This is a genomic window from Sulfurimonas iocasae (genome assembly GCF_047716755.1).
GTDB lineage: Bacteria > Campylobacterota > Campylobacteria > Campylobacterales > Sulfurimonadaceae > Sulfurimonas.
Window position 1 is genome coordinate 162588 of the sequence record NZ_CP180409.1, and the last position, 26214, is coordinate 188801.

Here is a 26214-nt window from a genome sequence, read left to right on the forward strand (position 1 = left end):
AAAAGGAAAATAATGGAAACACCCTTACTAATATCATTTGTTGGATATATGCTTGTTATGGTTGGAATAGGTTTTTACTTCTTCTTTAAAACCTCTGACCTTAGTGACTATATACTAGGTGGCCGTGGTTTAGGTCCTGGAGTAACGGCATTAAGCGCTGGAGCTTCAGATATGAGTGGATGGCTCTTACTGGGGCTCCCTGGTATGATGTACAGTGATGGACTAGTAGGTAGTTGGATTGCTGTAGGACTCTTAATAGGAGCCTATTTAAATTGGCACTATGTCGCTAAACCTCTTCGTGTATATACTCATCACTTAAATGATGCTATTACTATTCCCGATTATTTCTCCTCTCGTTTTAAAGATGATAAAAATTCTTTACGTGTAGTTACGGCAATTGTCATTTTACTGTTTTACACTCTCTATACATCTGCAGGTCTAGTCGGTGGTGCAAAACTTTTTGAGGCTACATTTCAACTAGATTATTCAACTGCCTTGATTATAGGAAGTTTTATTATCGTCTCTTACACATTTTTAGGAGGTTATAACGCTGTTAGCTGGACAGACTTTATTCAAGGCATCTTAATGATGTTAGCTTTAGTTATTACTCCAATTGTAGTCATTTATGAAATAGGCGGTGTTAGTGAAGCCTTAAGTTTAATCCAAATGAGTAATCAAAGTCACCTTAATATACTAAGTGGAGTTTCCTTGATTAGCATTTTATCACTTTTGGCATGGGGACTTGGATATTTTGGACAGCCACATATATTGGTACGTTTTATGTCAATTCGAGATGAAAATGAAATGGATAAAGCAAAACTTATAGGTATGAGTTGGATGGGCATCTCTATTGTTGGTTCTCTCTCAGTCGGTTTTTTTGGTTATGCTTATGTTTTATCAAGCGGTATTGACCTTCAAGATAGTGAGAAAATATTTATTACTCTTTCTCAATTAATCTTTAATCCATGGATAGCAGGTTTTTTACTTGCTGCGATATTAGCAGCGATTATGAGTACGGTAGATTCACAGTTATTAGTTTCATCTTCTGTTCTTACCCAAGATATTTATCATGCTGTAATTAGAAAAAATGCTTCAGATAAAGAGTTGGTATGGGTTGGACGTGGAACAGTTATCGTTATTGCAGTTATAGCTTGGTATATATCTACAGATAAAAACTCTAATGTTTTACAGTTAGTTTCATACGCTTGGGCAGGATTTGGTGCAGCCTTTGGTCCACTTATCATTTTTAGCCTTTATAGTAAAACGATTACAAGAGCTGGGGCAATTGCTGGAATGTTAACTGGTACTATAAGTGTAGTAGTATGGAAGCAGCTTGAAGGTGGCATCTTTGACCTTTACGAACTGCTGCCGAGTTTTATCTTTGCATCTATAGCAATTGTAATAGTCAGCAGATTTAGTGAGAGTTCTCCAGATTATGTAAAAGAAGCATTTACACAAGTGCACAAACGACTAGAAAAATAGTCTTTTTAAACTTTTATCCATACAGAGTTTAAAAATCTCATATACTATGCTCGCACAGTTTGTGTTGGTATTAGAGTATTGTACTTAGTTACTTTTAGCAAGAGTTGCAAAGTCAATTTTTTGTTCTTGTTTATCTTGAGCAGCTTTTTTATCATCTTCATAGCTACCTGTAGTAAAAATATATTCACTACTCTTTAGTGTACAGCTCTTCATTCCTGGTATACAAGGCTTCTTTACAAGTTTACACATACCTTTATAATCATGTTGACAAGTCCAGCCCATAGTGCACTTTTTTAGCGTTTTATCTTAAAATTATAGCAAATTTAATTGTTGTATTTTCTATGTTATGATTTTGTGATGAAAAACTATGTGATTATTATCTTATTGATTTTGCATCTGATAGGAAGTAGTATTTACGCAAGATCTTCCGTGCAACAAAATCATAATTATGCTGATAGGGCTAAGTGCTCAATACATGAGCATGTAGATACGCATGAACACAATCATTTCCACAATGGAAACACTCACAACCATAAACATAGTCATTCTCAAATGGTCATAAACTATGCGGACTTTTACACATTTTCTCAAAATAAAGATCTCTTTGCTCATCTCTCTTTAAAAGAATCATATTACGAAACAAGCCCTTGGATTCCAAATCCTATTTTAGAGAGACTTTTTCGTCCTCCTAGAGCATAACTTACTAACTTCAACTATTTAAATTTTTACAATTATTAAGGAACGAAATGAAAATATTTTTTCTACTCGTGGCATCTCTGCTTTTTAGTACACTCATGTATGCACATGGCATCTCAGAAGCAGATAAACAGGCAATGATAGATGGCGGAAACCTTCGCTATATCTGGCTTGGAGCCACACATATGTTAACTGGGTATGACCACTTACTATTTCTATTTGGAGTTGTCTTTTTCCTAACAACCCCAAAGGATGTTATTAAGTTTGTTAGTATATTTACAATCGGACACAGTATTACGCTAATATTTGCTACATTTATGGGTATTAATGCAAATTACTATCTTATAGATGCAGTTATTGCAATTAGTGTTATTTACAAAGCATTTGACAACAACAAAGGCTTTGTAAACTATCTTGGTGTAAAGTCTCCAAACTTATTAGTTATGGTTCTTTTATTCGGACTTATTCATGGGTTTGGACTATCAACAAGATTACAGCAGTTGCCATTAGGTGAGCAAAATGAAGATATGTTACTTAGAATCATCTCTTTCAACGTTGGTGTTGAACTAGGACAGATTATTGCTCTGATTTTTATGCTGGCAATACTTACACAGTGGAGAAAGAGAGACTCTTTTCTCAGGCTTAGTAAAGTGACAAATCACTTTTTGATGTTTGTTGGTTTTATGCTCTTACTTATGCAATTACACGGTTATCTTCATACAACAAATGAAGAGGAATTTGGGTTTAACAAGGACGCTCACAAGCATATACATATGGATATGCAAGCTAAACAAAAAGAGTATATATACGACTCACTATAAAAGGATAAAAATGAAAATATTAATAAAAACAGCACTTATCGCGGTGCTTGTAGCATCTACATCACTATTTGCGAGTTCAGAACACTCACATGCAGAACATGGACACTCTCATGAACAAAAAGTAGTTAGTGAAGATAATATAAAAGAGATAGCAAAACAAAAAGTTAATAGTCTCGTAAAACAAAAGAAGATAGCTAAGAGTTGGAAGAACACTCCTGTAGATAAGATGGAAATAAGTAAAGTCAACTACAAAAAAGATTGGGTAGTTAGTTTTAAAAATACTAAGTTAGCAAAGAAAAGCAGACAGACACTATATATATTTGTAAGCAGAAACGGCATGATAAAAGGTGCTAATTACACAGGTAAATAATCAGCAAGTCAGTCTGTAGTCTTTACAGGCTGATTTAGCTTAATAAGAAGCAACACTTCGCTATACTCTTGCTATTAATATATAACTACTTCAAGGAAAAATATGGCTGCAAATGCAACTATTCACAAAGCCTCACTAAACATCGCCAATATGGACTCTCACTACTATGCTGAGCATAACTTTACACTTGCAAAACATCCTTCGGAAAATGATTATAGATTGATGGTTCGTTTAATCACTTTTATACTAAATGCAAATGATGACTTAGTGTTTTGTAAAGGAATTTCTCAAGATGATGAGCCAGACTTATGGCAAAAAGCTTTAGATGGAGATATAAAACTTTGGATAGACCTTGGTCAACCAGATGAAAAACGTATTAAAAAAGCGTGTGGACGCTCTGATAAAGTAATCATCTATACTTACCAAGACGCAAGTGCATCTTCATGGTGGAAGCAGACAGAGAAAGTTCTTAAACGTTTTAAAAATCTATCTGTAATAAATCTAAACATAGATGGAGACTTAGAAGCTCTTGCAAAAAGAGCAATGGTTTTACAGTGTAATATAAGCGACGGTGAGCTAACACTTCTCGATGATGAGCTTAGTGTGGCTATTACAGAAGATAGATGGAAGGAAAGCTAAGCTAAAAAGTTAGTTTTGTTTCGTCCACTATTTTTTGAAAGGTATAGAGCTTGATCGGCTCTTTGTAAAATAGAGTTTATATTATCAGTCTTTTTGTTTAGTGTAAGACCGAGACTTACCGTTTTTTTACCGACAGTTTTAAAGTCATGCTCTTGTACTTGTTTGCGTATATGTTCAGCCAGAGTCATCAAAGCTTCTTTATTTACTTCTAAAGAGAGGATTATAAACTCTTCTCCTCCCCATCTTATTATTGTGTCAGATGAGCGAGTATGTCTTTTTAGGATATTTGTAAACTCTATTAAAACATCATCTCCTACCAAATGACCATATGTATCGTTAATATCTTTAAAAAAGTCAATATCAAGCATTATAAGTCCAAAAGTTCGTTTATACCTCTTAGACTTTTCTAATTCATCAGAAATTACTTTATCAAACATTACGCGGTTATAAAGCCCAGTTAGTCTATCAGTAATAGCAATTTTTTCAAGTTCTTCTTTTTTTAAAAAGATTGTTTTTTGTGATGACTCTAAAAGATATCCACCTAAGATACCAAAAGAGAGAGAAGCTATCATCCAAAAATGGTGTAAAACAAAAGCTTCTGTATTTAGAGGGTATATTGCATAGGCACTAATAGTTGCACTAACATAAATGAATAATCCACTAATAAGTGCATGAATAAATTTTAGTCCAGATACGGTAAAAACCCAAAAAATGATTAGATAAAGCTCTGTTTGGTAAGTCGTATATCCATCAAATTTTGAGATGATTATCATATTCCCTACAGAGGCTATTATAGGAGCAATGACTAGTAAAAAAGTCATTAAATAATATCGTACTCTAAAATGTGCCAGTAGAGCTATAAGAAGTAGTATAAATGGAACTAAATAAACATGCACTAGTGTTGCTAAAGGTAAAATATCAGCAGGAATAAAAGATCTTGTTATATATGAAAAGATTAAATACAGCGACGCCGTCAAAATGCTAATTGCAGATATATGCTTGAGTCTTGAGGGTCTTCTCCACTCATTGAACTTTTCTTGTAGCTTAGAGTCTTTAAAGGCAAAGAGGTTATAGGAACAAAATATATTTTTGTAATCTGTGGACATTCCTTACTTCTTTAATTATTAATATTTTATATCATTATGTATTTAAGTGTGTGTTATATTTGAAGAAAAGGTTTTAGTTTAGGTTTACAATTTTTAAAATACCATCTTCATCTTCTTCTAGTTGGAAGATTTTTTTATTCATAGTGCCATTTGTATTTAATTCAATTTCTCTTTCAGGATTATTGAGTTTATATGCAATATGATTATAACCTTTAAGAGCTTCACTAAGTATAATTTTTGCATCAAAAATATTAGAACCAGTGTTAATTAGTTTCTCTTTTAGTTTACTATAAGTTTCTTTTTTGTGTTCAATTCTTTCTTTTTGTTTTTGATAATGAACTTTCAAAACTTTACACTGTTTAAACTTTTGAATAATAGCAGGAGATATTTCTATACCTTGTTTCTGACTTTTTATGATTGCGGCTCTTATTTTGTCACATGGTTCAAGTGAGTTTTTTACTTTTACGGTAATATCTTTAAATGCCTTAATGAGAGTTTTGAGTTCATCCTCTGTTTTTTTGAAATAAGCTTGATCATCATCTTTACTTACATTAAAACCACTATCTACGGAAGTATCAAGTATAAATCTGTTTTCTTCACCTCTAATTCTTTGTATTTGAATATATTTGGATGCTTCCATGATGACATGTGAGCCTAGCATCTCTATCTCAATAGTTTTCGCTCTGATTTTACCACGCATAGCATTTTTAACAATTGCTATATCTGCAATAATTTCACCGCCTTCAAGTGTTTCTACTTCAACTCTTCTAGCAACTATTTTACCCTTATGAAGTCTTATATTTGCATTAGCACACTTTATTGAAGAGTCACCATGAGTTTGTCCATTTATTACTATATCACGTGCTTCTATCTCAGTATTTGGACCAACACTGCCTTTGATTGTGATTTTTTGAACTTTTACATGCATACCTTCTTCAATAGCATCTTCTAAAGGATCATCTTTGACTACATTAATGGAGATCTCGGAGTCTAAGTCAGAATTGATGGTGCCTGTAGTTTTAAAAGATATTTCACTAACATCAATGCTATTTGAGACATCATATTGATTTCCTTTTTTAACTAGATAGCCACTTTTTTTAGATAGGTACTTAATGTTCTCAAAACTATCTTGAACTTCGATACCGTCCTCAATAGAAAATGTTGGTTTAGCATCTAAGTTTATTGTTTCTACTTCGAGGATTTCTCCTCTGCAGTTTCTGCCATGTTTTCCCTGCTGAGGTTTTATAAACTCAAAGAGCTGCTCACCAGCTGTACAACTTAGTAAGAAACCTCTGTTTGCATAGTCAACTTTACCTTCATTATCTTCATCTCCTACTTCATTTTTCTCTTCTATATTCATATATATATCAGCGTTTACAGATTCAATGGCATCTATACCCTGAGAGACAAGTATTTTTTTATCTTCTTTAAATGTTATTGTTTTGATTTGCTTTATTACATCAACGAGACCCTTGATTGCAGCTTGATAATCTGTATCAAATAAGTAGAGCATAATACTTGATCTTAACTTTTGCTCTGCAATATAGTCTAAAAAATCCTCATAAAGGTCATCATAATAGTTTAGTATTGAACCTTTTTTGATAACGAGATAAGCAAGAGTATCATTCTCCTCAAACTCAATCTCACTAATCATTTTTTCAAAAGGATAACCCTTATAGTATGGTTTTACTGTTACGTCATATTGTTGTTCAAATTGGATGCTACTATCTCGTAAAGAGTCTTCATCTGTATATCTGTTTAGCTCGTGAGTAGGGATCTCTACAAGGTTTTTAGTTTCATCTTTGTAAGATGTCTCAACAGCATTTATATCTATGTAAAGTCTTGATATAGGTATAGAGTTCTTAGCTGCAATACGTTGCAGTTCTCTTGGCAAATCATTTGTAACTATATCTACGGTCTTTATCATATGCCAACCTCTTTCATGCAATAAAATTAATATAAAAAAATAAAATTACATTTTCATTATACTGATTGTATCAACAAAAAGCAAGATTTATAAAAATAATGTTAATTGTAAGTATGATAAATAGTGTCATTAAGTTCTAGCTGATAAAGCACAGATAAATAATTTATTATTTATCTGTGCTTAAGAAATATAGCATATAATTTCATAACGTTAACCTATACTTGACGTTATGAAATTAAAGGATAAATATGCCTCGTTCAATACCTTGGTGGCTCGGTGGAATCTCTATGACCTTGCTTTTTTACTTCACATTTTCTGTCTGGGGCGCTGATCGTCCTATTGGTGCATCTACTGGTATGTCTTACCTAGCCAACCTTATTTTTTCTCTTGAACCAGAAAATTATGAATATGCTGCGATTGTTGAGCAATCAGGTGCATGGGAAGGGGTAATGCTTATTGGTGTATTTTTTGGCGGGTTATTTATGTCTGTGTTTGTTACAAAATCATTTCATATTAGCTACATACCCACACTATGGAAAGAGAGAAAGAACAAATCAGTTAAGTCTCGTATGATATGGAGTTTTATAGCTGGATTTCTTCTAGTGTTTGGTGCTCGTTTAGCTGGAGGATGCAATGCCGGTCACATTCTTTCAGGTGGAAGCCAACTTGCTGTTAGCGGGATGATATTTGCCGTAGTAGCATTAGGTACTGGGATAATCACAGGTAGATTTTTTTACAAAAGAAAAGGGGAGTAAGAGATGCTAGATAAAATTGTAAATATGTTTGACACAGTAGCTAAAGGAGGACATGGTTCTGTTTGGCTTGTTCTATTTATAGGCTTTGTGTTTGGTGCTATTATCTTATACTCCCGTCTTGATAAGTTTGAAAAAATGGCTGGTTTTATGATCTTTGAAGATACCTTGGTGCCAAGAATGGCTATGACAACAGTTGCTCTTTCTAGTGTTGGTTTTTACTTTTTAGTGCAATCAGGTTATGCAACATTTGATGTAAAACCAACTATCTTGGGTGGACTTATTCTCGGAGCTATTCTTTTTGGTATCGGTCTTGTTATCTTAGGAAAGTGTCCATCAGCATTTTTTGTCTCAGTCTCTGAGGGACGAGTAGATGCATTTGTCGGAGTAATAGGAGGAATGTTCGGTGGACTTTTTTTTACACTAGGTTATCCTTGGATAAAAGAGCTATTAGGAGCAGATTTGGGAAAGATAAGAATTCCTGATTATTTTGATGGTTATGGTTTGATAATCACACTTACCTTAAGTGCAGTTCTCTTAACTACGGCATATCTACTTCCTACTATAGACTATAAAGATCCTGCTGATGATAGAGAAGGTAGATAATTCAAGTAGTTTGTACTATTTATTTGTATATTATTTTATATAAAATGGAATGTTCTCTTCTTGAAATTTATTAACAACCTTTTGACTTAACTGAGATTTAAATTCCATGATTTGGTGATATGGAGTTACGTACCAGATATATAATATATAGCATGGCTCAACTGCATCAGGAACTAAATGTATGCGTGGTCTAAAGTCTCTACTGCGCATATCATATCGTTTCTTTAAACTCATAAATTGTTTGGATGCTACTTCCATATAGCGTTCTGTTGCTTCAAGAGCAATTTCTTGAACTATATCTTCAACTTTTTGTGCATCTACTGAAAAAGGTATTCTAAATTCTATCAGATCGTAAATTGTTTTCATTTTATCATGTGTATAATTATATACATAGTTACTCACAAAATAGTTATTTGGTATGAATATGATGCGACCTGCTCGTTTTAACTGTACAGATGTAGTGTTATTAATACTCTCATAAAGAGTTACTTTAAATGGTGATATGTCAATAACTTCACCTATTATTGGATGTTTGTTGACATGGATAAGAATTCTATCACCTAGTTTTATAAAATTACCAAACGATAGATGAAACCAAGCAACAATACTTTGAAGATACTCTTTCATAGAAATAGTAATCGCTGCAGCAATAAAACCAACAAGTGTTGCAGCATAGATGATATTGTTAATATTAAAGATAATTATTACAAGTAATAAAAGTAGAAAAAAAGTTATATTTAAAATCTTTTTTATTTTAAAAAGCTTATCCTCATTTTCTATACGTTTTGTAATAAAGTACTTCAGTAAGTGAAAGAGCATAAATATAAAAATTATAACACCTATATTTAAAATAACCCTAGGTAATTGTGTGCTCTCATAGCTTTTTAGCTCATGTAAATAAAGTTCTTGCATATGCTTAAGTACTGCTGTTTTATTATCTAGTAGACCTTGAGCACTTTTGAAAAAATCAAGTGCCATTTGTAGTTGGTACTCTTTTGACGTATCTTTAACTTCTCTTTTGCTAGCAAGTTTAAGTTCTGCATTTAGATGCTTTAGGGCTTCGAAGTACTCTTCTTCAACAAAAGCCAATTTTTTAGTTTGTATGGCATAGTTATTTTTTTGATTGTTTAGTAAATACTCAATAAGAGTGATTTCTTTTAAGTTATCGCCTATCGTTATTTTCTCAAGCATAGAATCAAATGATTGGGGAAGTTCATCAAGGATTTTTTTCTTACTTGTTTGCAGTTTAAGAAGTTGAGTAAGTTCAAGCTTGTTTTTACCAATAGCTTTTTGTACGGTCTTTTCTAGTGATTTTATTTCATCATCAAGAGCTTGTGCTCTAAGTAGATTACTATAAATCTGAAGCCAGTTATTATTATTCTTTTCAAGATAGCTAAACTCATCTGCAAAAGAGATAGATACTAGTAATAATAAACCAGTTATGTAACCCAGCATTAATTTCATAACAGCTCCATTTTGTAATATTATACAGAGAATTATACACTAATATAATGCTATAATTTGCATTAGTATAATAGTTCTAGATGAGTAAAAATATAATGAAGATGTGTATAGAGATAAGCGAATCTACGAACTAAATAATAAAGAGAGTAAAGAGTAGTAATGGAACAGTTTTATGATATTTTAAAACAACTTATTCGAATTCCGAGTGTTGTTGGAGCTGAGCACTCTTTTTTCATGTTTGTTAAAAGAGAACTAGAAGAGCTAGGAGTGAAAGTTGAGTATTATGATGGAGTACTTGTAGCAAAAGGTGATGAGCCTACAAGTGGATATATGTCTGCTCATGCAGATAGACATGGACTTATCTGTACTGGACACAATGAATTTCAATATGCCGCATTTATTGCAAAAAATAGAGCTGATTTAACTGGTGATTCCAATTCTGAGCAACTTTTACATAGTTTTACAACAAGATTTGTTGATGAAAAAGTTCAAGCTTATGAACCTTGGTCTGGAAGTTATCTTGGTCTTGGTGTTATAAAAGATGCTTTTTTATGTGAAAGAAGAAACAATATAATCTTTAAAGTTGATGGGTTTGACTACTTGTTTCCAGGTACTCCTATAGCATTTGTAGACAAGCTTGAGATTCAAGATGATCTAATATCTGCGCAACTTGATAATGTTATATCTGTGGCGATAATAATTTATATGTATCACCTTGGTTATAAAGGTACATCTTTTTTTACAGCATCTGAGGAAGCTGGTAAAAGTTGGAGATTTTTGCTTGAATGGTTTAGAAGATTTGATATAAGTACAGATGAATTACTTGTTTTAGATACAAGCCCTTATGACACGATAGAAGATATTAACGCGCTTGACATTGTTTTAAGAAATAGAGATGCGAATGCAGTATTTAGATCAGGATTAAAAAATAAAATAAAAAATATAGCGATAGAAGAACAGATAAGATATCACTTTAAAGATGCGTATTTAAAAAATAAAATGTCCCAAACAAATACTAAAAAATCACTTGGTACTACAGAACTTGGAAGATTGATTAAGGCAACAAAAGGTCAGATTCAGGGTACGACACTTCAGTTACCTACTATCGGATATCACACTGTTAATGAAACAACGTCTATAAAAGCCGTTGAAAGCATGATTAAAGTTTTAAAAAAATTATATATCGATATCTAAATTGTTCTTTTAACTTCAAATATATCTGTTCTTCTATCTTTAAGATTCTTAACACTACCAAATTCATGCAGTTCTGTTAAGAGGTCTATGTCAACATCGGCTATTAAAACCATCTCTGTATTTGGAGTGGCTTCTGCTTTAATTCCGTTTGTAGGAAAAGCAAAATCACAAGGCGTAAATACCATAGACTGGGCAAACTGCATATCCATGTTGTGCACATTTGGCAGATTCCCAACACTTCCTGCAATTGCAACATAACACTCATTCTCAATCGCTCTAGCTTGAGAACAGTGTCTTACTCTTGAATAGCCGTTTTGGGTGTCTGTCAAGAATGGAACAAATAAAATATCCATTCCCTCCTCTGCAAGCAGTCTGCTTAGTTCTGGGAATTCAGAATCATAACAGATAAGTATTCCTATTTTTCCACAGTCTGTATCAAATGTCTTTATGCTATTGCCACCTTGCATGCCCCATACTTTTACTTCATCAGGGGTAACGTGAATCTTTTCATAACGGTCAATTGTACCGTCTCTTCTGCATAAATAACCGACATTATATAAATGTCCATCTTTTATTTCAGGCATACTACCTGATATAATATTGATATTGTAAGACATAGCGAACTCTGAAAACTTCTGAACAATATTATGAGTATGTTTTGCCAACTCTCTAATCGCTTCAGACTCTGGTAGATGATTGTTTTCAGCCATCAAAGGTGCATTGAAGAACTCTGGAAAAAGAGCAAAATCAGAGCGGTACCCTGAGACAGTATCTATAAAATACTCGGCTTGTTGCAACAACTCTTCTAGGTTTTTATAAGGACGCATTTGCCACTGTATTAAACCTAAGCGGACTATTTTTTTATTTGCACTCATTTTTTTACTAGGTTTTTCGTAATAGATGTTATCCCATTCCAGCAAAACAGCAAATTCTCCAGATTCTGTATCTCCTTCTAAATAACCCTTTAAAATTTTTGATGGGTGAAAATCATTGGATATTTGAAAATTAAGTACAGGATCGTGAATCTCTTTTCTTTTGACTTTTTCAATATATTCTTTTGGTAAAAGCTCATTTTCGTATTTGTGATAGTTTGGGATTCTTCCACCAAAAGCTATTCCCTTAAGGTTTAGTTTTTCACATAACTCTTTTCTGTAGTCATATAAACGTCTTCCTAAACGAATACCTCTAAATTTAGGTTTTACAAATACATCAATCCCGTAAAGTATATCTCCATCATTTGTATGCGTATCAAAAGTGTAATTACCAGTTATTTCTTTATATGTATGATGATGGGTAAATTCATCATATTTAACAATGATTGAAAGAGCACATCCGGCTATCTCTCCATCAATTTTTATAACTACCTGACCTTCTTGAAATTTTTCAATCAAGAATCTAATCTGATGTTCTTCCCAATAAGAATCTGCTATTGTTTTATATGATAACTGCATAGCTTTTTTTAGCTCATCATAGTCATTCATACTTAGAAATTTTAACTCTATATTTTCTTTATTTTGTATTTCCATCTTCCCCAACTATTTTTAAGGTTTTTATTGAGAATTATATCTGAATTATGTATGTAGATATATATGCATCTAAGTAGCTATTTATAAGTTTATGGTATTATAATTATTAATTTTAACTATTAAGGATGGCTTGTATGAAAAGAAAAGTTTTTATACTAATACTTATATTTAGTTCTTCTTTATTAGCTGCAGATGCTAAACAAGAGACAAAAACAGAAAAAGAAGTCCGTAAACAGATGGAAAAAGAAAAGAAGTTTGCAAAAGAGCAAACTTTTTATCAGGGGAAAGAGTATGACTTAAAAAGCTTTGAAGTAAATCCAGATGCTATTAAAGTTATACCTGATATAGATATTGACTATTCAGATGGCGATGATGTTTTAGAGATGGACTAAGTTTACTAAATAGAGACTCTCAAACATCTTTATAAGTTAATTAATAGTACAATGCTCTTGTAAATCATTATTCTCTCTTAGGCAAGTAGGACCTATTCTAGATATGTGGTGTACTTATCATTTTCATTTAAAGTTATTTCTTTTTAAAGAGATAAATCCTTCTGTTTTATGCGTTTAGCAATATTTCATAGGTTACACAAACACTCAAATACCTCAATTGTTTACAAATTAAGGTAACGAGCTCTACATGTTACTTTTCCCAATAGTGGGAAATCCCATATATATTTATGATGACTTATACTTGGATTATTTCCAAAATAGGTACATCTTTACCTACCGATAAAAGTGATACCATGAAAATAGAAATTATAACAACAGAAAATAAGGCTTTAAAAGAGACCGGATTTGGAACAATTAAAGCCTGTAACAGCGTGTTAGATTCGATTAATCTAATGGATCATAGTGCCACACTAAATGTATGCCAGACAATAGAAGATTTAAATGATGTAGTAAAAAGAAAACCTGACTTAGTTATATTGGCAGTAAAATATATTATTACACAAGATGAAGGGACTATTTGGCTCTCTGAGTTTTTTGAAAAAAATGGAATTAACTTTTCAGGATCTCAAAGAGATACTTTAATGTTTGATTCTGATAAAGTTCTAGCAAAAGAGTATTTAAAAGATAGAAGTATCTCTACTGCAAGATATTTTACTGCAATCCCAGGACAATATACACGAGATTATGACATACCTATTAACTATCCTCTATTTTTAAAACCATCAGATGCTGCAAATGGTAATGGAGTTGATGAGTTTTCTTTTGTAAATAGTTTTGCTGAATTTGAAAAAAAAGTATCATCCCTGTATGAGTTGTATGAGCTTCCTATTTTAGTAGAAGAGTACTTGGATGGACAAGAGTTTACTGTAGCTATGATAAAAACAAAAAGTGGAGATCTTTTAGTCTCATCAGTTGAAGTCATACCACCTAAAGCAAATAATGGAATTAGAATTTTGGGAGAAAAAGCAGTTGAGAGTGATCCAGAGGGGCTCAAGTTAATTAAAGATAGCATTGTGATGGAGAGAGTAAAAAAACTTGCTATTGATGTTTATATGGACTTAGGAATAAGAGATTATGCAAGAGTAGATATTAAGAGTAACAAAAGTGGACAATGCTTTTTTATTGAAGCAAATCTAGTCCCTGGCATGGCAAATGACACTAGTTATTTTCCTAAAGCATTTAAAATGGAACTTGGACTTAGTTACGAAGAAGTAATTGAGCTTATTGTAGATGAAGGGATAAGTAGAGTTCAATAGAGCTGCAACTTACTAAATATTAAAAAAAAGAGGATTATTAATGGCTAAAACTAATTACAGTTATGAAAAACGTGCACGTGAGATTGAAAAACAGAAGAAAAAAGAAGAAAAGCGTAAGAAGAAGCAAATTCAAAACGATGATGAAACACAAGAAGATGCACAAACACCTTCAGACGCTTCAAATACTTAGTCTCTTATAGAGTAACCGTTCTCATGCGTGATATGATATGGTCTGCATCATCACCTAAGTGTTGTTGAATCATTGTGTAGAGCATCTGTTCTTCTTTCATGTTATGTTGTTGCATTAATATCATAAGTGTCTCTGAGAGACCGAAGAACTTGGTTATATCATTCGACTCAACTGCACCTTGCATTTTAGATAGAAGCTCTCTCATCTGTTCATGTTCCATAACCATAACTTGTGTAGGACCTTCGCTCATTCCTGTTTTTTGTTCAAACATCACAAAAAGTACCATCTCTTCCATTTTAAAATGATTTGTCAAAGCATCTTGAAATGATTCAAACTTTGTTAAAGCCTCATCGCTTTTAGAAGCAACAGCTTCTTCCATCTGTACAAAAATCTCATCACAGTCTCTGTGTTCTTGAGTCATAAATTCTTTAATATCTGACATGGCATATCCTAATCATTTTTAATGAAATAATAACCTCTTTGTATAAAAAGCTTATTGATAGCTGTCAATGAGTTCATTTTTTATTTTTAAATTCTTTTTCGGACTTTTCCCATGTGTTTTCAAGAACTTTATATGCATCAGAAAATCCTTTTTTCATGTGTTCCCAAGCATTGTCTGAACTGGTCTTCATACTGCCATACCATTGGGCAAGTTGATTTCTTTGCTTACGAAGCGCCTTAAGATTTTCACGAGTTTTCTTGCGTGCGGCCTCATTCATTTTATCCCAGCTTGTATCAATCCTTGATTCCAATTCGTCGATACGTTTATCTAGTTTGTCTAAACCTTCTTTTGCTTTTTCAACTGCCTCATCTTTTTTATCGACAGAGTATGAACTGATGGTTTTGAGCAAATCTTGTGTTTCTTTCTTAACTTCTTTTATTGAAGTGTTAGCGGTTTGCGTTTGAGCATAGCAGAGTGGAGTAACACCAAGTATACCGATTAACATTAACTTAGAGACATATGATTTCATTTATAATCCTTTATTTATTTAAATCTTGAAGTAGCTGAATTCAAGGCATTACCTAGAGAGTCCCAGGCACTATCAATACCTGTTTTAAGATCTTCCCAAGCATCGTTACTGGCATTTTTGAGTTCGGTAAGCTTTTTGCTTGCCGTGTTCTGTATAGACTGCAATTCATCAATCTTTTTGTAATACTCAAGTTTTTTATCGGCTTGTGCATTGTCGGCTTTTGCTTTGAGTTTATCAATCTCGGCATCCAATTCGTCTAACTGTGCCTGTAATTTTTGTTCGTATGCTTCTTTCTTGCTCATAACTTTCTCCTATTTGATGTTCTATATTGTATGTAAAATAACCTTAATTGACAGTCATATCTAATGGGCTTTAAATTTCTCAAATTTTACTTAATTTTTTCTAGGATATAATGACTTATGAAAAAGAAATTTTTGCTACTTGAAGATGACCTTGCTTTAAATGAAACTATTGTTGATTATTTTGAAGGTCTTGGGTTTAGTGTTACTCCTGTATATGATGGCAATAGTGCTTTAGATGCTATCTATGAGAACAATTTTGATCTTTTACTGCTTGATGTAAATGTTCCAGATATGAATGGTTTTGAGATATTAAAAACTCTAAGAGAGCAGGGTTCTACTACTCCTGCGATTTTCATCACTTCACTAAACTCTATGATTGATTTAGAAAATGGATATGATAGTGGTTGTGATGATTACATAAGAAAACCATTTGCATTAAAAGAGTTAAAATTAAGAGTTGAGAGCATTTTAAAAAGAGATTTTTTTCATAATAAAAGTAGCAAAGTACAGATTGATACAAATATTTACTATGATACTCATAGTGATTTATTAACTATTGATAATGATGAAGTACAGCTAAATAACAAAGATGCAAAATTATTAAAACTGTTTTTACAAAATAAAGACAAGCTTGTAACTCATGAGACTATTTATTCGACTCTTTGGGAGTATGGTGAAGAGATAAGCCAAAGTGCTTTGCGAACGTATATAAAAAATCTACGAAAACAGTTAGGGAAAGAAAAAATTGTCAGTATTAAAAAGCTTGGATATAGATTTACCACAAAGTGAAAAAAAGACACTATATAGGTTCTTGTCTTTATATGTTTTTTTTACCATTGTCATTTTAGGTCTAACTGTATCCTTATACTATACCTTGCAAAAAGAGTTGGCGATTAGCCAAAGAACAATAGTCTTAGATGAGTATGCAAATGGTTTTTTAATAGCACTCGAAGAGTTGCATAATGATAAAACAGATACTTTGTTATACCCAAAAGATAAAAAGTTCAAAACTTCACTTTATGGGAAGGATTATAAACTTATATATTCAACCCTTAAGAATCCTAAAAACCTACTAACAGAAGTAACATATACAAATAATAAAAGCATAAGATATATAACGAATCCAGAAAAATACTATTTAAATACTCAATATATTATAGTAGAGATTACAGATGATAAAGAGTGGTTAAGTGAAACTATGAGAACTATTGTAATATATAGTTCTATATTTTTTATCTTTATGATAGTAGTTGGATATTTTTTACTTAAGTTGTTTTTGAAACCTATGCGGGATGCTTTACATCTACTAGATATATTTATAAAAGATACTACACATGAGTTAAATACTCCAGTCAGTACAATTATGACAAATATTGAGCTTATTGACAAAGATAGTATTAAAGACAAATTTCTTTTAAAGAGCATCAATCGCATAGATATAGGGGCAAAGACTATATCTAATATATATGATGATTTAACCTACTTAATGTTAAACAATAAAATCATATCGAATAATCAAGATATAAATTTAAAACAAATTATTCAGCAGCGAGTTGAATATTTTTCTCTTCTTACAAATATGAAAAAGATAAAAGTTGTAACTAACCTAGATGCAGATGCAGTATTAAATATTGACAATAAAAAGCTATCAAAATTAATCGATAATATTTTATCAAATGCCATTAAGTACAACAAGATAAACGGTTCAATATATATAGAGTTAGATGCAAACAGACTTAGCATCAAAGATACTGGTAAAGCCTTTTTATAAAGAATAACTTAAAAAGCAAGGAAAGTAAAAAATAGACATTAGTTTATTAACAATATTACTTCAAAGAACTATGCAAGAGCTAAAAATCTTGCAAGTTTGATTTTTTAAATACTCTTTGTTGTATTTCATTTCTAAAATTTGAGCAAAGAGTGTTTTGATAATCAAACTATAGAGTAAATTATATATTTGTCTCTATTTTGGTTAACAACTAGTACGGTAATAGCTTTAAATATTATTGCTATTATGAATGATTTAAGTACTAACTTGTGATCTTTAACTTATCACTGTTTATGACTAATTTGTAAATACACGATTTGGATTATAGGGTGTGTTGTATTTAAAAATAGAGTATATGATAGTTGCAAGTTTTCTTGAAACTGCAACAAGTCCCTCTTTTTTAGATTTGCCTTGACTTCTTTTAGTATCGTAGAGTTGCTTCATCTGTTTGTTATGTATCAGACAACTTACAGCACTAAGATATAGTGCATGCTTGACCAAAGAAGAGCCTCTTTTACTTAAGTGACCTACACTTTTAGAATTACCAGAGCTATTTTCTGTTGGAAAGAGTCCAAGATATCCTATAAACTTAGGTATAGATGGAAACCTCGTCAGGTCTCCACATTCACTAATAACAGCAGCTACAGTTTTATCACTTACTCCAGGTATGGTTTTAAGGTTATCAATAAGAGTGTTACTCTCTGGTAGCTCATCAAGTGTTGAACTATTAATGCCTTTTTTATCAAGCAAAGAGAGTATCTCAGCTTCAATAATATCTATCTCACTAAGATACATCTTTAAAAGCCTAATAGTACTTCTAATAGCTATTGCTCTTGCATCTTTAGCCTTACCTGAATAGATAGACTCTCTTGAGAGTTCTAGTAATCTTAGGGCTTTGTCTTTATTGAAGTTATTGCCTTGAATATGAGCAAATATCTTCATGATTCTATCAACGCTACTATGCTTATAGTGATATGCTGTTGGATACTTTTCAAGCAGAGCTAGACCACTTATGGTAAATGGATTTGTGAAGCTCTCAAACTCTGGAAATGTAACTGTTATTTGAGTAATGATTCTCTTCTTAACCTCTTTCATATCAGACTGAATAGAAGCACGATTTCTATAGAGTGTTCTAAGGCTCTGATACTCATCATCAGTTACATAACCTGATGAGTATTTGCCATCTTTTAAAAAGAGTGCTATAACTAAAGAGTCTATGTTGTCATTTTTTACTTTTTTCATAGTTATTTGTTCTCTATACCTTGAGGTTTGAAATGGATTGAGTAGTTTAACACTATAGCCCTTAGACTTTAAAAACTCTAAAAGGTTTTCACCATAAATACCAGTTGCTTCTATACCGATAATAAAGTCATCTTTATCTAAAGTGACACTATCTAAAATAGTAAGTAATTTTTCAAACCCTTTTAAATCATTGTTGATTTTAAAAGGCTTGTTAATAACCTTAGTTTCACTATCATCGATAACTGAAACAACATGAAAACTCTTTGCAATATCTATTCCTACGTAATACATCTCTATAATCCTTGTCGTGTAATCTTAAGTTGCCTAACAAAAAAACAAAAGTTAAATTGTTAGAATTCACAGCCTCGTTAATCTATGTGTTGTAGGTGCTAAAATAACAGCTACCCCAACAGCTTTTAATAAGTGATTAACAACTAAAGACACCAACTGGCTTAATGATGTAGTCAGTAGATATAAAATATTTTCATATCCTGCTATAAGGAAAAAAATGTTGTTTTATCTTTAGTCATAAACTGTGAAAGTTACAAGATTTGAAGTTAGTACTTCAATCTTAAAAGAGTAATACTTCTTTGCTTTAAAGTCAAAAAAACTTTAAAAAAGAACTACTTACTCATAAAAGAAATTATACGAGGTATAAAAGAAGAGCATATAAATTTAATGTTTGATAGATATGCTAGGTTTGATAAGATTGTTGGGGGTTTTGGTATTGGTTTAAATATTGTAAAAATGATCTGCCATGAGTATAACTTAGCTATAAATATAACTTCAAAATTAGATAATTGGACAGAAGTTTCTATCTCTTGGTGAATTTCACAATCATTCCACAATTGTTTTATATACTGCTCTTGTAATAAAAAATTTACTCTACTTAGGAGAACAAGATGAAAACAATTAATAAAGTGCTATTAGGTTTAGCGGTATTAGGCTCATTAACAATAGTGGCAGCAACAGATGGCGCAAGTTTATATAACAAATGTGCAGCATGTCATGGTAAAAGTGGTGAAAAAAAAGCTTTAGGTAAATCAGCGGTGATTAAAGGTTGGGAAGCTACAAAAACAATTGAAGCTTTAAACGGATACAAAGAGGGAACTTATGGTGGGGCAATGAAAGGTTTAATGAAAGGTCAAGTTAAAGCCTTAGATGATGAACAAATTGAAGCTTTAGCAAAATATATTCAAGCACAAAAATAGAAAAACAAAAACTCAACTTCAAACTAAATAAAAGGAAAACAAAATGGATAGAAGAAAATTTTTAGGCGTAGGTCTTGCAGCTTTTGCTGCAATCGTTGTGCCAGGAACAGATTTAAGAGCAATAGATTTCAGAACTACTAAGCCAAAAGCATGGGAAGTAGAGAAAACAGTTGATGGTATCAAAGCACTTTATGGTAATGCAGGGCTAAAAAAAGCTACAGGTAAGCAATTAGAATTTAAAGCTCCAAAACTAGCTGAAAATGGTGGTTCAATTCCAATTACGGTTAAATCATCACTAGACCTAGAATCAATAGCACTTTTCCAAGATGCTAACCCAAGATGTTTATCTTGTGTATTCTCAGTACCTGCAGGTGCAATCATTGATTATGATTTCAGAATCAAAATGAGACAAACTGCTGTTGTAACAATTGTTGGTAAAGAAAGAGGTACAGGTGCTCTGTATACTGCTTCTAAAGAGATAGATGTATCTATTGGTGGTTGTGGAGGTTGATATACCTCCCCTTCGACAACGAAATATAAATAAAAAATAAAAAAATAAAAAGGTAATTAAAATGGCAAAGATGAAAATTAAAGCAAAAGAAAAAAAAGGTATTGTTAAAGTAAAAGCAATGTTTACAAGTTTAATGGCTGACAAAGAAGAAGCAATTAAAAAAGGAATCAGTCCTTCATACATCAGATACGTCGTTGCTAAAGTTAACGATGTTGTAGTATATGAAGTAACTATGAGTGGTTTCATGTCTGAAAATCCACTTGTTAAGTTTAAGTTCAAAGGTAAAAAAGGTGATAAAATCACTTTTACTACAACAGATAACGAGAATAAAACGGAATCAGGCACTAAAAAAATCAAATAGAAATTTATGAGTGGTGCAGATGATTCTATTCCTTAATTCTAAGATCACAACTTGAGAAGTTAACAGCGTAACTTATCATCGGGTTTACCGGTGATAACATTCAAATTCAAATTCATTTTTTGAAAAACCTACATAAAAATCACTAAATATAGCTATATCATTTCCTTTTTCTATGCCTAGCTTTTCACTATAAGAAATAAAACTACATTGCTTGACGCATTAGTTATAATATATTATAGTGGTTATTAATTCTCAATATAGAGTATTAATATAAATATGGCTATATTAAGCTAAGCAATAAAGATGAGGAAGATATATGAGCATACCAGAAAAAACAGTTCAAGAAGTAAAAAGCATAGCTTATGAGTGGCAAAAAAAGATACAGGTTTCAAGAAAAGGTAAGGAACAGGATTTTCACGACATGATGATGAAAATGCTGAAAAATCCTATTAATAAGATATTTCTTATTGAGTTGCTTGATCAAAGTTTTCGTTCAAAAGATGGAGATAGAGTTGCTGATCAGTTAGAGCATATCTTTGCAAAATATAAAAGTACAGATTTTTTCTCTCAATTTGAACAGATTCTTATCTGGTTGTTTCGTGATGTAGGTATTTATGTGAGTTCTATATCTATACCACTTTTTATTCAGTATCTTAGAAATGACATTAGCAGTATAGTTATAAAGGGCGAAGACCCAGTTTTAGCTAAACACATGAAAGCTAGAAGAGATGAGGGAACTCGTGTAAATATCAATGTTATTGGTGAAATAGTCCTTAGTGAAGAAGAGGCACAAGCGAGAGTAGATAAATATATAAAACTTTTAAAAAATCCAGATGTTGATTATCTTTCTATAAAAATTTCAAATCTTTTTTCTCAGATAATTCCACATGCACATGAAAATAATATTACGAAAATCTCCCAACAATTAGAAAAAGTTTATCGTGCGGCTATGAAAAACACATACAAAGATAAAGATAATAAAGATAAGTATAAATTTGTAAATCTTGATATGGAAGAGTATAAAGATATTGAAATCACTATTGATTCATTTAAAAATGTTTTGCAAAAAGAAGAATTTAAAGATTTTTACTCAGGTATTGTTATTCAAAATTATCTACCAGATGCTATGATTTATATTAGAGATTTAGCAGATTGGGCTAAAAATAGAGTTCTTAATGGTGGAGCTCCTATAAAAATCCGTATTGTCAAAGGTGCAAACCAAGAGATGGAGTTAACTGAAGCATCTTTGAGAGGTTGGAATAATGTTACTTATTCATCTAAAGCCCAAAGTGATGCAAACTTTAAGATAGCAATGGATTTTTTGCTAGACCCAGAAATCGCACCCTATGTTCATACAGGTGTAGCCTCTCATAATCTATTTGACCATGCACTAGCTATGCTTTTAGCAAAAGAGAGGGCAACTGAGGCTTACTGTTCTGCTGAGATGCTAGAGGGGATGAGCGAGGCAGCCTATGAAGTGCTAAAGAAAGAGGGTTTAAATGTAATACTTTACGCTCCAACCGCTACTAAAGATACATTTACAAATGCTATTGCTTATCTTGTTCGACGATTTGATGAAAATACAGCAGATCAAAACTTTTTAAGACATAGTTTTGGTCTTGAAGTCGATACTCCAGCTTGGGATACTCTCATAAAAAGTTATGACGACGCCATTGCTTTAATACCAACGGTTGATCAAAAAGCATACAGAACGCAAGATAGGAACAAAGAGATAACTAAAAAAGATATTGATGCAAGACATTATCAATTTGAAAATGAACCAGATACCGATTTTGTTTTACCTGCAAATAGAAAATGGGCGGAAGCCATACGTGATAAATGGCAAAATATTGGAAAAGTTGGCGGTTTTAACGCTTACCCCGTTATTGGTGGTAGAATAGTTCAAAGAGATGAAAACATTATAGATGTAATAGATAAATCCTGGTATCATGAGAAAAAATTAGCCGGACATTATACACAAGCTAATGAAGACGATATGAGAGTAGCTATCGCTACTGCAAAAGAGGACCCAGATGGCTGGAGAAAACTGCACTACCTAGAGAGACAAAAAATTCTAATGGATGTGGCACATGAGTTAAGCTTGGCAAGAGCTGATTTAATTGGTGTGGCTGCTGCTGAAGTTGGAAAAGTTTTTACTGAAACAGATGTAGAAGTAAGTGAAGCTATTGACTTTGCAAATTTCTACCCTTATAGTGTAGCAAAAATGTCAGGTCTTACGGGCGTTGAAGCAACAAGTAAAGGTGTTGGCTTAGTTATAAGTCCTTGGAATTTCCCTATTGCGATTCCTGTTGGAGGAGTTGCTGCATCATTAGCCGCAGGAAATACGGTAATACTAAAACCTGCCGAAGATTCCATCCTTTGTGGATATAGACTTTGTCAATGTTTTTGGGATGCAGGGATAAGTAAAAATACACTTCAGTTTCTTCCTGCGACTGGAAGTGAAGTTGGTAAACATGTTATACCTAGTAAAGATATTAATTTTACTATATTTACAGGTGGAGAAAATACAGCCCACCGCATCATAAAATCACGTCCAGATATAAGTTTAAGTGCTGAAACAGGAGGTAAAGATGCTACCATTGTAACAGCACTTGCAGATAGAGACCAAGCTATTAAAAATGTAGTTGTATCTGCATTTCATAACTCCGGACAGAAATGTTCAGCTACTTCATTGCTAGTTTTAGAAAAAGAATTATATGAAGATAAAGATTTTAAAAAGACTTTAAAAGAGGCAGTAGAATCACTCCAAACAGGTTCAGTATGGAACTTTGCCAATCGCATAGGAACTCTGGCAAATCTACCCTCAGGAGAGCTTAAAAAATCACTTACTTATCTTGATGATGGTGAAGAGTGGCTTGTCCCTCCAACCTACGCAGATAAAGGCAACCCATATATGCTTACCCCATCAGTGAGATGGGGAACAAAAAACAATGATTTTTGTCATATGAACGAACTGTTTGGTCCAGTACTTAGTGTAATGTGTGCAGATAATCTTGAACACGCTATAGAACTAGTAAATGCAACTGGATATGGTTTAACTTCAGGTATAGAAACGCTAGATAAAAGAGAACAAGATTATTGGAGAGATAAAATTCTTGCAGGAAATCTCTATATAAACCGTGGTACAACAGGAGCTATTGTAATTCGTCAACCATTTGGTGGGATGAGAAAGTCTGCTATTGGTAGCGGCAAGAAAGCTGGTGGTTTTAACTATGTTAGCCAATTTATGAACATAGATTATAAAGAGACTAATCTTTATGAGAGTTGTTCAACACAGTTTATAGACCAGATGCGAAGCTTATTGACTCGTGATACTGTATTTAATGATGAGTGTGAGTTAGCACTTCGTCATATTTGTCACTTTGCTCATTGGCATGAAGTTGAGTTTTTAAAAGAGCATGACTATGCACACATACGAGGGGAGAGCAATATTAGTCGCTATCTTCCAGTTGAGAGCGTGCTTTTAAGAGTAGAAGAGAAAGATGAACTGGATGAGATTTTAACGACTATTATGGCTATTAAAATGATTGGCGCAAAACTTCATATCTCTATACCTAAGAAAAGCAAAAAAGCGGAATTTATCTGGTTAGAATCAAAACAAGCTTCATTTATAGGTAGAGAGGATAGTATAAACAGAGATGATGAAAATGAGCTAATCGAGATGATGCCTAAAGTTCAAAGAGTTAGATTTTTACATCCAGATAATGTAACACAAAATATCTATGAGCAAGTTGCAAGTAAAGCAATATATATAGCAAGTAGTCCTTTTGTCTCACATGGTCGCCTAGAACTAATGCACTACTTTATTGAGCAAAGTATCTCAAATAGTTATCATAGATATGGTAATTTAGGGATTCAAGGTTTAACGTTAGAAGAGCTTTAAGTCTATTTTCGTAGATAAAAATTTTAAATAAAATAAGGGAAGATTAGTGAAAAGAATAGTTATTAAAGTTGGAAGCAGCGTTTTAACGGAAACAACAAATATAGCAGAAGAGAGGATGTTACATCTGGTCTCTTTGATTGCAGAAGCTAGAAAAAAATATGAAGTTATTTTAGTCTCATCTGGTGCTGTAGCCGCTGGATATACAGCAGTTAACTTAAACAGAAGTATACCCACAAGTAAAAAGGTTTTAGCTTCTGTCGGGCAACCTATTTTAATGAGTTCTTATAAAAATATGTTTGATATTTATGAGGTCACTATTTCTCAGATACTCTTAACAGAGGAAGATTTTGATTCAAGAGTGCACACTAGAATTTTTCAAGATATTATAGACAGAACATTAAAGCATGATATTTTACCTATTGTTAACGAAAATGACATCTCAACAACTCCAGATCAACTATTTGGAGACAATGACCAACTATCTGCACATGTTGCTTACCATACAGGAGCAGATATGCTTATAATATTAAGCGATATTGATGGTTATTACGACTCTAACCCTAAGGATAATCCTAAAGCACAAATAAGAAAATTTGTAACTGAAATAAAAGAAGAAGAGTTAAATCAAAATCATACTCCAAACTCTAAATTTGCAACGGGTGGAATTGTCACAAAACTCAAAGCCGCTCAATACCTTATTGAAAAAGAGAGAGAGATGTTTCTATGTAATGGTTATGATTTAACGTGCACTAGAGAGTTCTTGATAGATGGTGTGCATAATAAAGGAACACTTTTTACTTACAAGCAAGAAAAAAAAGAACAAGAAAAAAAAGACAAAAAATGAGATTAACTTACTAGAAAAATGACAAAACTTATAGACACAAATGAAAAAATATATAGTTCTTTGTGGCTTAAGTAAAAAAACATCTATGAGGTTCAATCTCCACTTTTATATAATTTGAAATGTATTATTAAATATAAATATAGCTATAACTTTAAGTTGTTAGAAATTTCTGTAAGTATCATAAATAAGGGATTGTTTTAAAAAGTGGTGGACCCTCAGAGATTCGAACTCTGGGAGGTATAACCCTCGCTGGTTTTCAAGACCAGTGCATTCGACCAACTCTGCCAAAGATCCACGTTTTTGTATTAGAAAAGTTTTAAAAAATAAAACTGGAGGTGCCACCCAGATTTGAACTGGGGATAGCAGCTTTGCAGGCTGCGGCCTTACCACTTGGCGATGGCACCAGTTATCTTTCATTTCAATGGTGCCCGGAGCCGGACTTGAACCGGCACAGTATTGCTACCGGGGGATTTTAAGTCCCCTGCGTCTACCAATTTCGCCATCCGGGCATAATGAATGAATTCACAGTTTACAATTTTAAATGGAGCGGGAAACGAGGTTCGAACTCGCGACCCCAACCTTGGCAAGGTTGTGCTCTACCACTGAGCTATTCCCGCAA

The 26214-nt window shown here is 32.6% G+C and carries 28 protein-coding genes and 4 tRNA genes; 19 read left to right on the top strand and 13 right to left on the bottom strand.

The annotated features are described in order from the left end of the window. The first annotated feature begins 12 nt into the window (after window positions 1-12). Window positions 13-1482: a sodium/proline symporter PutP gene (gene putP / locus ACLHDE_RS00885; protein ID WP_415397279.1), complete on the top strand. Its 1470-nt coding sequence runs from the start codon at window positions 13-15 to the stop codon at window positions 1480-1482. Window positions 1483-1566: 84 nt separating this feature from the next. On the opposite strand, the gene ACLHDE_RS00890 is transcribed toward putP, so the two are convergent. Then, window positions 1567-1731 (bottom strand): hypothetical protein, encoded by a 165-nt coding sequence (locus ACLHDE_RS00890; protein WP_415397280.1) that lies wholly within the window; start codon window positions 1729-1731, stop codon window positions 1567-1569. Window positions 1732-1839: 108 nt separating this feature from the next. Here ACLHDE_RS00890 and ACLHDE_RS00895 point away from each other — a divergent pair, with 108 nt between their 5' ends. The 4 genes from ACLHDE_RS00895 (at window position 1840) to ACLHDE_RS00910 (ending at window position 4008) form a co-directional block, all read left to right on the top strand. Next, window positions 1840-2181, top strand: coding sequence for a hypothetical protein (locus ACLHDE_RS00895; protein WP_415397281.1), 342 nt, complete (start codon window positions 1840-1842; stop codon window positions 2179-2181). A 47-nt stretch (window positions 2182-2228) separates the two neighbouring features. Beyond that, complete coding sequence (locus ACLHDE_RS00900; RefSeq protein ID WP_415397282.1) at window positions 2229-2999, top strand: HupE/UreJ family protein; 771 nt, start codon at window positions 2229-2231, stop codon at window positions 2997-2999. Between the two features lie 10 nt (window positions 3000-3009). Further along, complete coding sequence (locus tag ACLHDE_RS00905) at window positions 3010-3369, top strand: DUF6488 family protein (RefSeq protein ID WP_415397283.1); 360 nt, start codon at window positions 3010-3012, stop codon at window positions 3367-3369. A gap of 102 nt (window positions 3370-3471) precedes the next feature. Next, window positions 3472-4008 (top strand): YaeQ family protein, encoded by a 537-nt coding sequence (locus tag ACLHDE_RS00910; protein WP_415397284.1) that lies wholly within the window; start codon window positions 3472-3474, stop codon window positions 4006-4008. Here ACLHDE_RS00910 and ACLHDE_RS00915 read toward each other — a convergent pair. Then, on the bottom strand, window positions 4005-5114 hold the full coding sequence (locus tag ACLHDE_RS00915) for a GGDEF domain-containing protein (protein WP_415397285.1): 1110 nt from the start codon (window positions 5112-5114) through the stop codon (window positions 4005-4007). The genes ACLHDE_RS00910 and ACLHDE_RS00915 overlap by 4 nt on opposite strands. A gap of 73 nt (window positions 5115-5187) precedes the next feature. Then, window positions 5188-7041, bottom strand: a complete 1854-nt coding sequence (locus ACLHDE_RS00920) for a flagellar assembly protein A (protein WP_415397286.1) — start codon at window positions 7039-7041, stop codon at window positions 5188-5190. Window positions 7042-7289: 248 nt separating this feature from the next. On the opposite strand from ACLHDE_RS00920, the gene ACLHDE_RS00925 reads away from it, so the two are divergent. Together ACLHDE_RS00925 and ACLHDE_RS00930 are read left to right on the top strand one after the other, a co-directional pair. Beyond that, the gene (locus tag ACLHDE_RS00925; RefSeq protein ID WP_415397287.1) at window positions 7290-7796 is read left to right on the top strand and encodes a YeeE/YedE thiosulfate transporter family protein; all 507 of its coding nucleotides are present in this window, start codon (window positions 7290-7292) and stop codon (window positions 7794-7796) included. A gap of 3 nt (window positions 7797-7799) precedes the next feature. Next, window positions 7800-8399, top strand: a complete 600-nt coding sequence (locus ACLHDE_RS00930) for a YeeE/YedE thiosulfate transporter family protein (RefSeq protein ID WP_415397288.1) — start codon at window positions 7800-7802, stop codon at window positions 8397-8399. Between the two features lie 30 nt (window positions 8400-8429). Here ACLHDE_RS00930 and ACLHDE_RS00935 read toward each other — a convergent pair whose 3' ends face one another. After that, window positions 8430-9863 (bottom strand): mechanosensitive ion channel domain-containing protein, encoded by a 1434-nt coding sequence (locus ACLHDE_RS00935; RefSeq protein WP_415397289.1) that lies wholly within the window; start codon window positions 9861-9863, stop codon window positions 8430-8432. A gap of 159 nt (window positions 9864-10022) precedes the next feature. On the opposite strand from ACLHDE_RS00935, the gene ACLHDE_RS00940 reads away from it, so the two are divergent. After that, window positions 10023-11057: a peptidase M42 gene (locus tag ACLHDE_RS00940; protein WP_415397290.1), complete on the top strand. Its 1035-nt coding sequence runs from the start codon at window positions 10023-10025 to the stop codon at window positions 11055-11057. Here the strand turns inward: ACLHDE_RS00940 and ACLHDE_RS00945 are convergent. Next, window positions 11054-12583: a GNAT family N-acetyltransferase gene (locus tag ACLHDE_RS00945; RefSeq protein WP_415397291.1), complete on the bottom strand. Its 1530-nt coding sequence runs from the start codon at window positions 12581-12583 to the stop codon at window positions 11054-11056. The genes ACLHDE_RS00940 and ACLHDE_RS00945 overlap by 4 nt on opposite strands. Window positions 12584-12717: 134 nt before the next feature. Here ACLHDE_RS00945 and ACLHDE_RS00950 point away from each other — a divergent pair, with 134 nt between their 5' ends. The 3 genes from ACLHDE_RS00950 to ACLHDE_RS00960 all read left to right on the top strand — a co-directional run bounded on the left by ACLHDE_RS00950 (window position 12718) and on the right by ACLHDE_RS00960 (window position 14481). Then, window positions 12718-12975 carry a hypothetical protein gene (locus ACLHDE_RS00950; protein WP_415397292.1) on the top strand — a complete coding sequence of 86 codons (258 nt, stop codon included), beginning with the start codon at window positions 12718-12720 and terminating at the stop codon, window positions 12973-12975. Between the two features lie 353 nt (window positions 12976-13328). Further along, entirely contained in the window at window positions 13329-14291 is a 963-nt protein-coding gene (locus ACLHDE_RS00955) for a D-alanine--D-alanine ligase (RefSeq protein WP_415397293.1), read from the top strand. A gap of 40 nt (window positions 14292-14331) precedes the next feature. Beyond that, window positions 14332-14481 (top strand): hypothetical protein, encoded by a 150-nt coding sequence (locus tag ACLHDE_RS00960; protein WP_415397294.1) that lies wholly within the window; start codon window positions 14332-14334, stop codon window positions 14479-14481. 4 nt (window positions 14482-14485) lie between these two features. Here ACLHDE_RS00960 and ACLHDE_RS00965 read toward each other — a convergent pair whose 3' ends face one another. The 3 genes from ACLHDE_RS00965 to ACLHDE_RS00975 form a co-directional block, all read right to left on the bottom strand. Beyond that, complete coding sequence (locus ACLHDE_RS00965; protein WP_415397295.1) at window positions 14486-14923, bottom strand: hemerythrin domain-containing protein; 438 nt, start codon at window positions 14921-14923, stop codon at window positions 14486-14488. A gap of 73 nt (window positions 14924-14996) precedes the next feature. Next, on the bottom strand, window positions 14997-15452 hold the full coding sequence (locus ACLHDE_RS00970; protein WP_415397296.1) for a hypothetical protein: 456 nt from the start codon (window positions 15450-15452) through the stop codon (window positions 14997-14999). 14 nt (window positions 15453-15466) lie between these two features. Then, window positions 15467-15754 carry a hypothetical protein gene (locus ACLHDE_RS00975; protein ID WP_415397297.1) on the bottom strand — a complete coding sequence of 96 codons (288 nt, stop codon included), beginning with the start codon at window positions 15752-15754 and terminating at the stop codon, window positions 15467-15469. Between the two features lie 117 nt (window positions 15755-15871). Here ACLHDE_RS00975 and ACLHDE_RS00980 point away from each other — a divergent pair, with 117 nt between their 5' ends. Both ACLHDE_RS00980 and ACLHDE_RS00985 read left to right on the top strand, forming a co-directional pair. Then, window positions 15872-16543 carry a response regulator transcription factor gene (locus tag ACLHDE_RS00980; RefSeq protein WP_415397298.1) on the top strand — a complete coding sequence of 224 codons (672 nt, stop codon included), beginning with the start codon at window positions 15872-15874 and terminating at the stop codon, window positions 16541-16543. Beyond that, window positions 16500-17525: a sensor histidine kinase gene (locus ACLHDE_RS00985; protein ID WP_415397299.1), complete on the top strand. Its 1026-nt coding sequence runs from the start codon at window positions 16500-16502 to the stop codon at window positions 17523-17525. Before ACLHDE_RS00980 ends, ACLHDE_RS00985 begins: the two co-directional genes overlap by 44 nt. 294 nt (window positions 17526-17819) lie before the next feature. On the opposite strand, the gene ACLHDE_RS00990 is transcribed toward ACLHDE_RS00985, so the two are convergent. Then, window positions 17820-19055 (bottom strand): IS110 family transposase, encoded by a 1236-nt coding sequence (locus tag ACLHDE_RS00990; RefSeq protein WP_415395806.1) that lies wholly within the window; start codon window positions 19053-19055, stop codon window positions 17820-17822. Between the two features lie 387 nt (window positions 19056-19442). Here ACLHDE_RS00990 and ACLHDE_RS00995 point away from each other — a divergent pair, with 387 nt between their 5' ends. From ACLHDE_RS00995 to proB, 6 genes are all read left to right on the top strand, one after another. Beyond that, window positions 19443-19592 (top strand): ATP-binding protein, encoded by a 150-nt coding sequence (locus ACLHDE_RS00995; protein ID WP_415397300.1) that lies wholly within the window; start codon window positions 19443-19445, stop codon window positions 19590-19592. A gap of 74 nt (window positions 19593-19666) precedes the next feature. Then, window positions 19667-19975, top strand: coding sequence for a c-type cytochrome (locus ACLHDE_RS01000; RefSeq protein WP_415397301.1), 309 nt, complete (start codon window positions 19667-19669; stop codon window positions 19973-19975). Between the two features lie 43 nt (window positions 19976-20018). After that, window positions 20019-20486 carry a thiosulfate oxidation carrier protein SoxY gene (locus ACLHDE_RS01005; RefSeq protein ID WP_415397040.1) on the top strand — a complete coding sequence of 156 codons (468 nt, stop codon included), beginning with the start codon at window positions 20019-20021 and terminating at the stop codon, window positions 20484-20486. A gap of 61 nt (window positions 20487-20547) precedes the next feature. Beyond that, the gene (gene soxZ, locus ACLHDE_RS01010; protein WP_415397302.1) at window positions 20548-20847 is read left to right on the top strand and encodes a thiosulfate oxidation carrier complex protein SoxZ; all 300 of its coding nucleotides are present in this window, start codon (window positions 20548-20550) and stop codon (window positions 20845-20847) included. A 316-nt stretch (window positions 20848-21163) separates the two neighbouring features. Then, window positions 21164-24751 (top strand): proline dehydrogenase family protein, encoded by a 3588-nt coding sequence (locus tag ACLHDE_RS01015; RefSeq protein ID WP_415397303.1) that lies wholly within the window; start codon window positions 21164-21166, stop codon window positions 24749-24751. Between the two features lie 46 nt (window positions 24752-24797). Beyond that, window positions 24798-25595 (top strand): glutamate 5-kinase, encoded by a 798-nt coding sequence (proB, locus tag ACLHDE_RS01020; protein WP_415397304.1) that lies wholly within the window; start codon window positions 24798-24800, stop codon window positions 25593-25595. Between the two features lie 205 nt (window positions 25596-25800). On the opposite strand, the gene ACLHDE_RS01025 is transcribed toward proB, so the two are convergent. From ACLHDE_RS01025 to ACLHDE_RS01040, 4 genes are all read right to left on the bottom strand, one after another. Next, window positions 25801-25889: transfer RNA gene (locus tag ACLHDE_RS01025), tRNA-Ser, on the bottom strand. 36 nt (window positions 25890-25925) lie between these two features. Continuing rightward, window positions 25926-25999 (bottom strand) — tRNA-Cys (locus ACLHDE_RS01030). An 18-nt stretch (window positions 26000-26017) separates the two neighbouring features. After that, a tRNA-Leu gene (locus ACLHDE_RS01035) sits at window positions 26018-26104 on the bottom strand. 33 nt (window positions 26105-26137) lie between these two features. Continuing rightward, window positions 26138-26212, bottom strand: a tRNA-Gly gene (locus ACLHDE_RS01040). Between the last annotated feature and the right edge of the window lie 2 nt (window positions 26213-26214).

Coding starts and splice junctions, on each gene's coding strand:
- ACLHDE_RS00950 (WP_415397292.1), top strand. CDS start 12,718: ATGAAAAGAAAAGTTTTTATACTAATACTTATATTTAGTTCTTCTTTA.
- ACLHDE_RS00970 (WP_415397296.1), bottom strand. CDS start 15,452: ATGAAATCATATGTCTCTAAGTTAATGTTAATCGGTATACTTGGTGTT.
- ACLHDE_RS00960 (WP_415397294.1), top strand. CDS start 14,332: ATGGCTAAAACTAATTACAGTTATGAAAAACGTGCACGTGAGATTGAA.
- ACLHDE_RS00935 (WP_415397289.1), bottom strand. CDS start 9,863: ATGAAATTAATGCTGGGTTACATAACTGGTTTATTATTACTAGTATCT.
- ACLHDE_RS01000 (WP_415397301.1), top strand. CDS start 19,667: ATGAAAACAATTAATAAAGTGCTATTAGGTTTAGCGGTATTAGGCTCA.
- ACLHDE_RS00905 (WP_415397283.1), top strand. CDS start 3,010: ATGAAAATATTAATAAAAACAGCACTTATCGCGGTGCTTGTAGCATCT.
- ACLHDE_RS00975 (WP_415397297.1), bottom strand. CDS start 15,754: ATGAGCAAGAAAGAAGCATACGAACAAAAATTACAGGCACAGTTAGAC.
- ACLHDE_RS00915 (WP_415397285.1), bottom strand. CDS start 5,114: ATGTCCACAGATTACAAAAATATATTTTGTTCCTATAACCTCTTTGCC.
- ACLHDE_RS01015 (WP_415397303.1), top strand. CDS start 21,164: ATGAGCATACCAGAAAAAACAGTTCAAGAAGTAAAAAGCATAGCTTAT.
- ACLHDE_RS00955 (WP_415397293.1), top strand. CDS start 13,329: ATGAAAATAGAAATTATAACAACAGAAAATAAGGCTTTAAAAGAGACC.
- ACLHDE_RS01005 (WP_415397040.1), top strand. CDS start 20,019: ATGGATAGAAGAAAATTTTTAGGCGTAGGTCTTGCAGCTTTTGCTGCA.
- ACLHDE_RS00995 (WP_415397300.1), top strand. CDS start 19,443: ATGTTTGATAGATATGCTAGGTTTGATAAGATTGTTGGGGGTTTTGGT.
- ACLHDE_RS00940 (WP_415397290.1), top strand. CDS start 10,023: ATGGAACAGTTTTATGATATTTTAAAACAACTTATTCGAATTCCGAGT.
- ACLHDE_RS00890 (WP_415397280.1), bottom strand. CDS start 1,731: ATGTGTAAACTTGTAAAGAAGCCTTGTATACCAGGAATGAAGAGCTGT.
- ACLHDE_RS00895 (WP_415397281.1), top strand. CDS start 1,840: ATGAAAAACTATGTGATTATTATCTTATTGATTTTGCATCTGATAGGA.
- soxZ (WP_415397302.1), top strand. CDS start 20,548: ATGGCAAAGATGAAAATTAAAGCAAAAGAAAAAAAAGGTATTGTTAAA.
- ACLHDE_RS00980 (WP_415397298.1), top strand. CDS start 15,872: ATGAAAAAGAAATTTTTGCTACTTGAAGATGACCTTGCTTTAAATGAA.
- ACLHDE_RS00930 (WP_415397288.1), top strand. CDS start 7,800: ATGCTAGATAAAATTGTAAATATGTTTGACACAGTAGCTAAAGGAGGA.
- ACLHDE_RS00945 (WP_415397291.1), bottom strand. CDS start 12,583: ATGGAAATACAAAATAAAGAAAATATAGAGTTAAAATTTCTAAGTATG.
- ACLHDE_RS00990 (WP_415395806.1), bottom strand. CDS start 19,055: ATGTATTACGTAGGAATAGATATTGCAAAGAGTTTTCATGTTGTTTCA.
- ACLHDE_RS00900 (WP_415397282.1), top strand. CDS start 2,229: ATGAAAATATTTTTTCTACTCGTGGCATCTCTGCTTTTTAGTACACTC.
- ACLHDE_RS00925 (WP_415397287.1), top strand. CDS start 7,290: ATGCCTCGTTCAATACCTTGGTGGCTCGGTGGAATCTCTATGACCTTG.
- ACLHDE_RS00910 (WP_415397284.1), top strand. CDS start 3,472: ATGGCTGCAAATGCAACTATTCACAAAGCCTCACTAAACATCGCCAAT.
- ACLHDE_RS00920 (WP_415397286.1), bottom strand. CDS start 7,041: ATGATAAAGACCGTAGATATAGTTACAAATGATTTGCCAAGAGAACTG.
- ACLHDE_RS00965 (WP_415397295.1), bottom strand. CDS start 14,923: ATGTCAGATATTAAAGAATTTATGACTCAAGAACACAGAGACTGTGAT.
- putP (WP_415397279.1), top strand. CDS start 13: ATGGAAACACCCTTACTAATATCATTTGTTGGATATATGCTTGTTATG.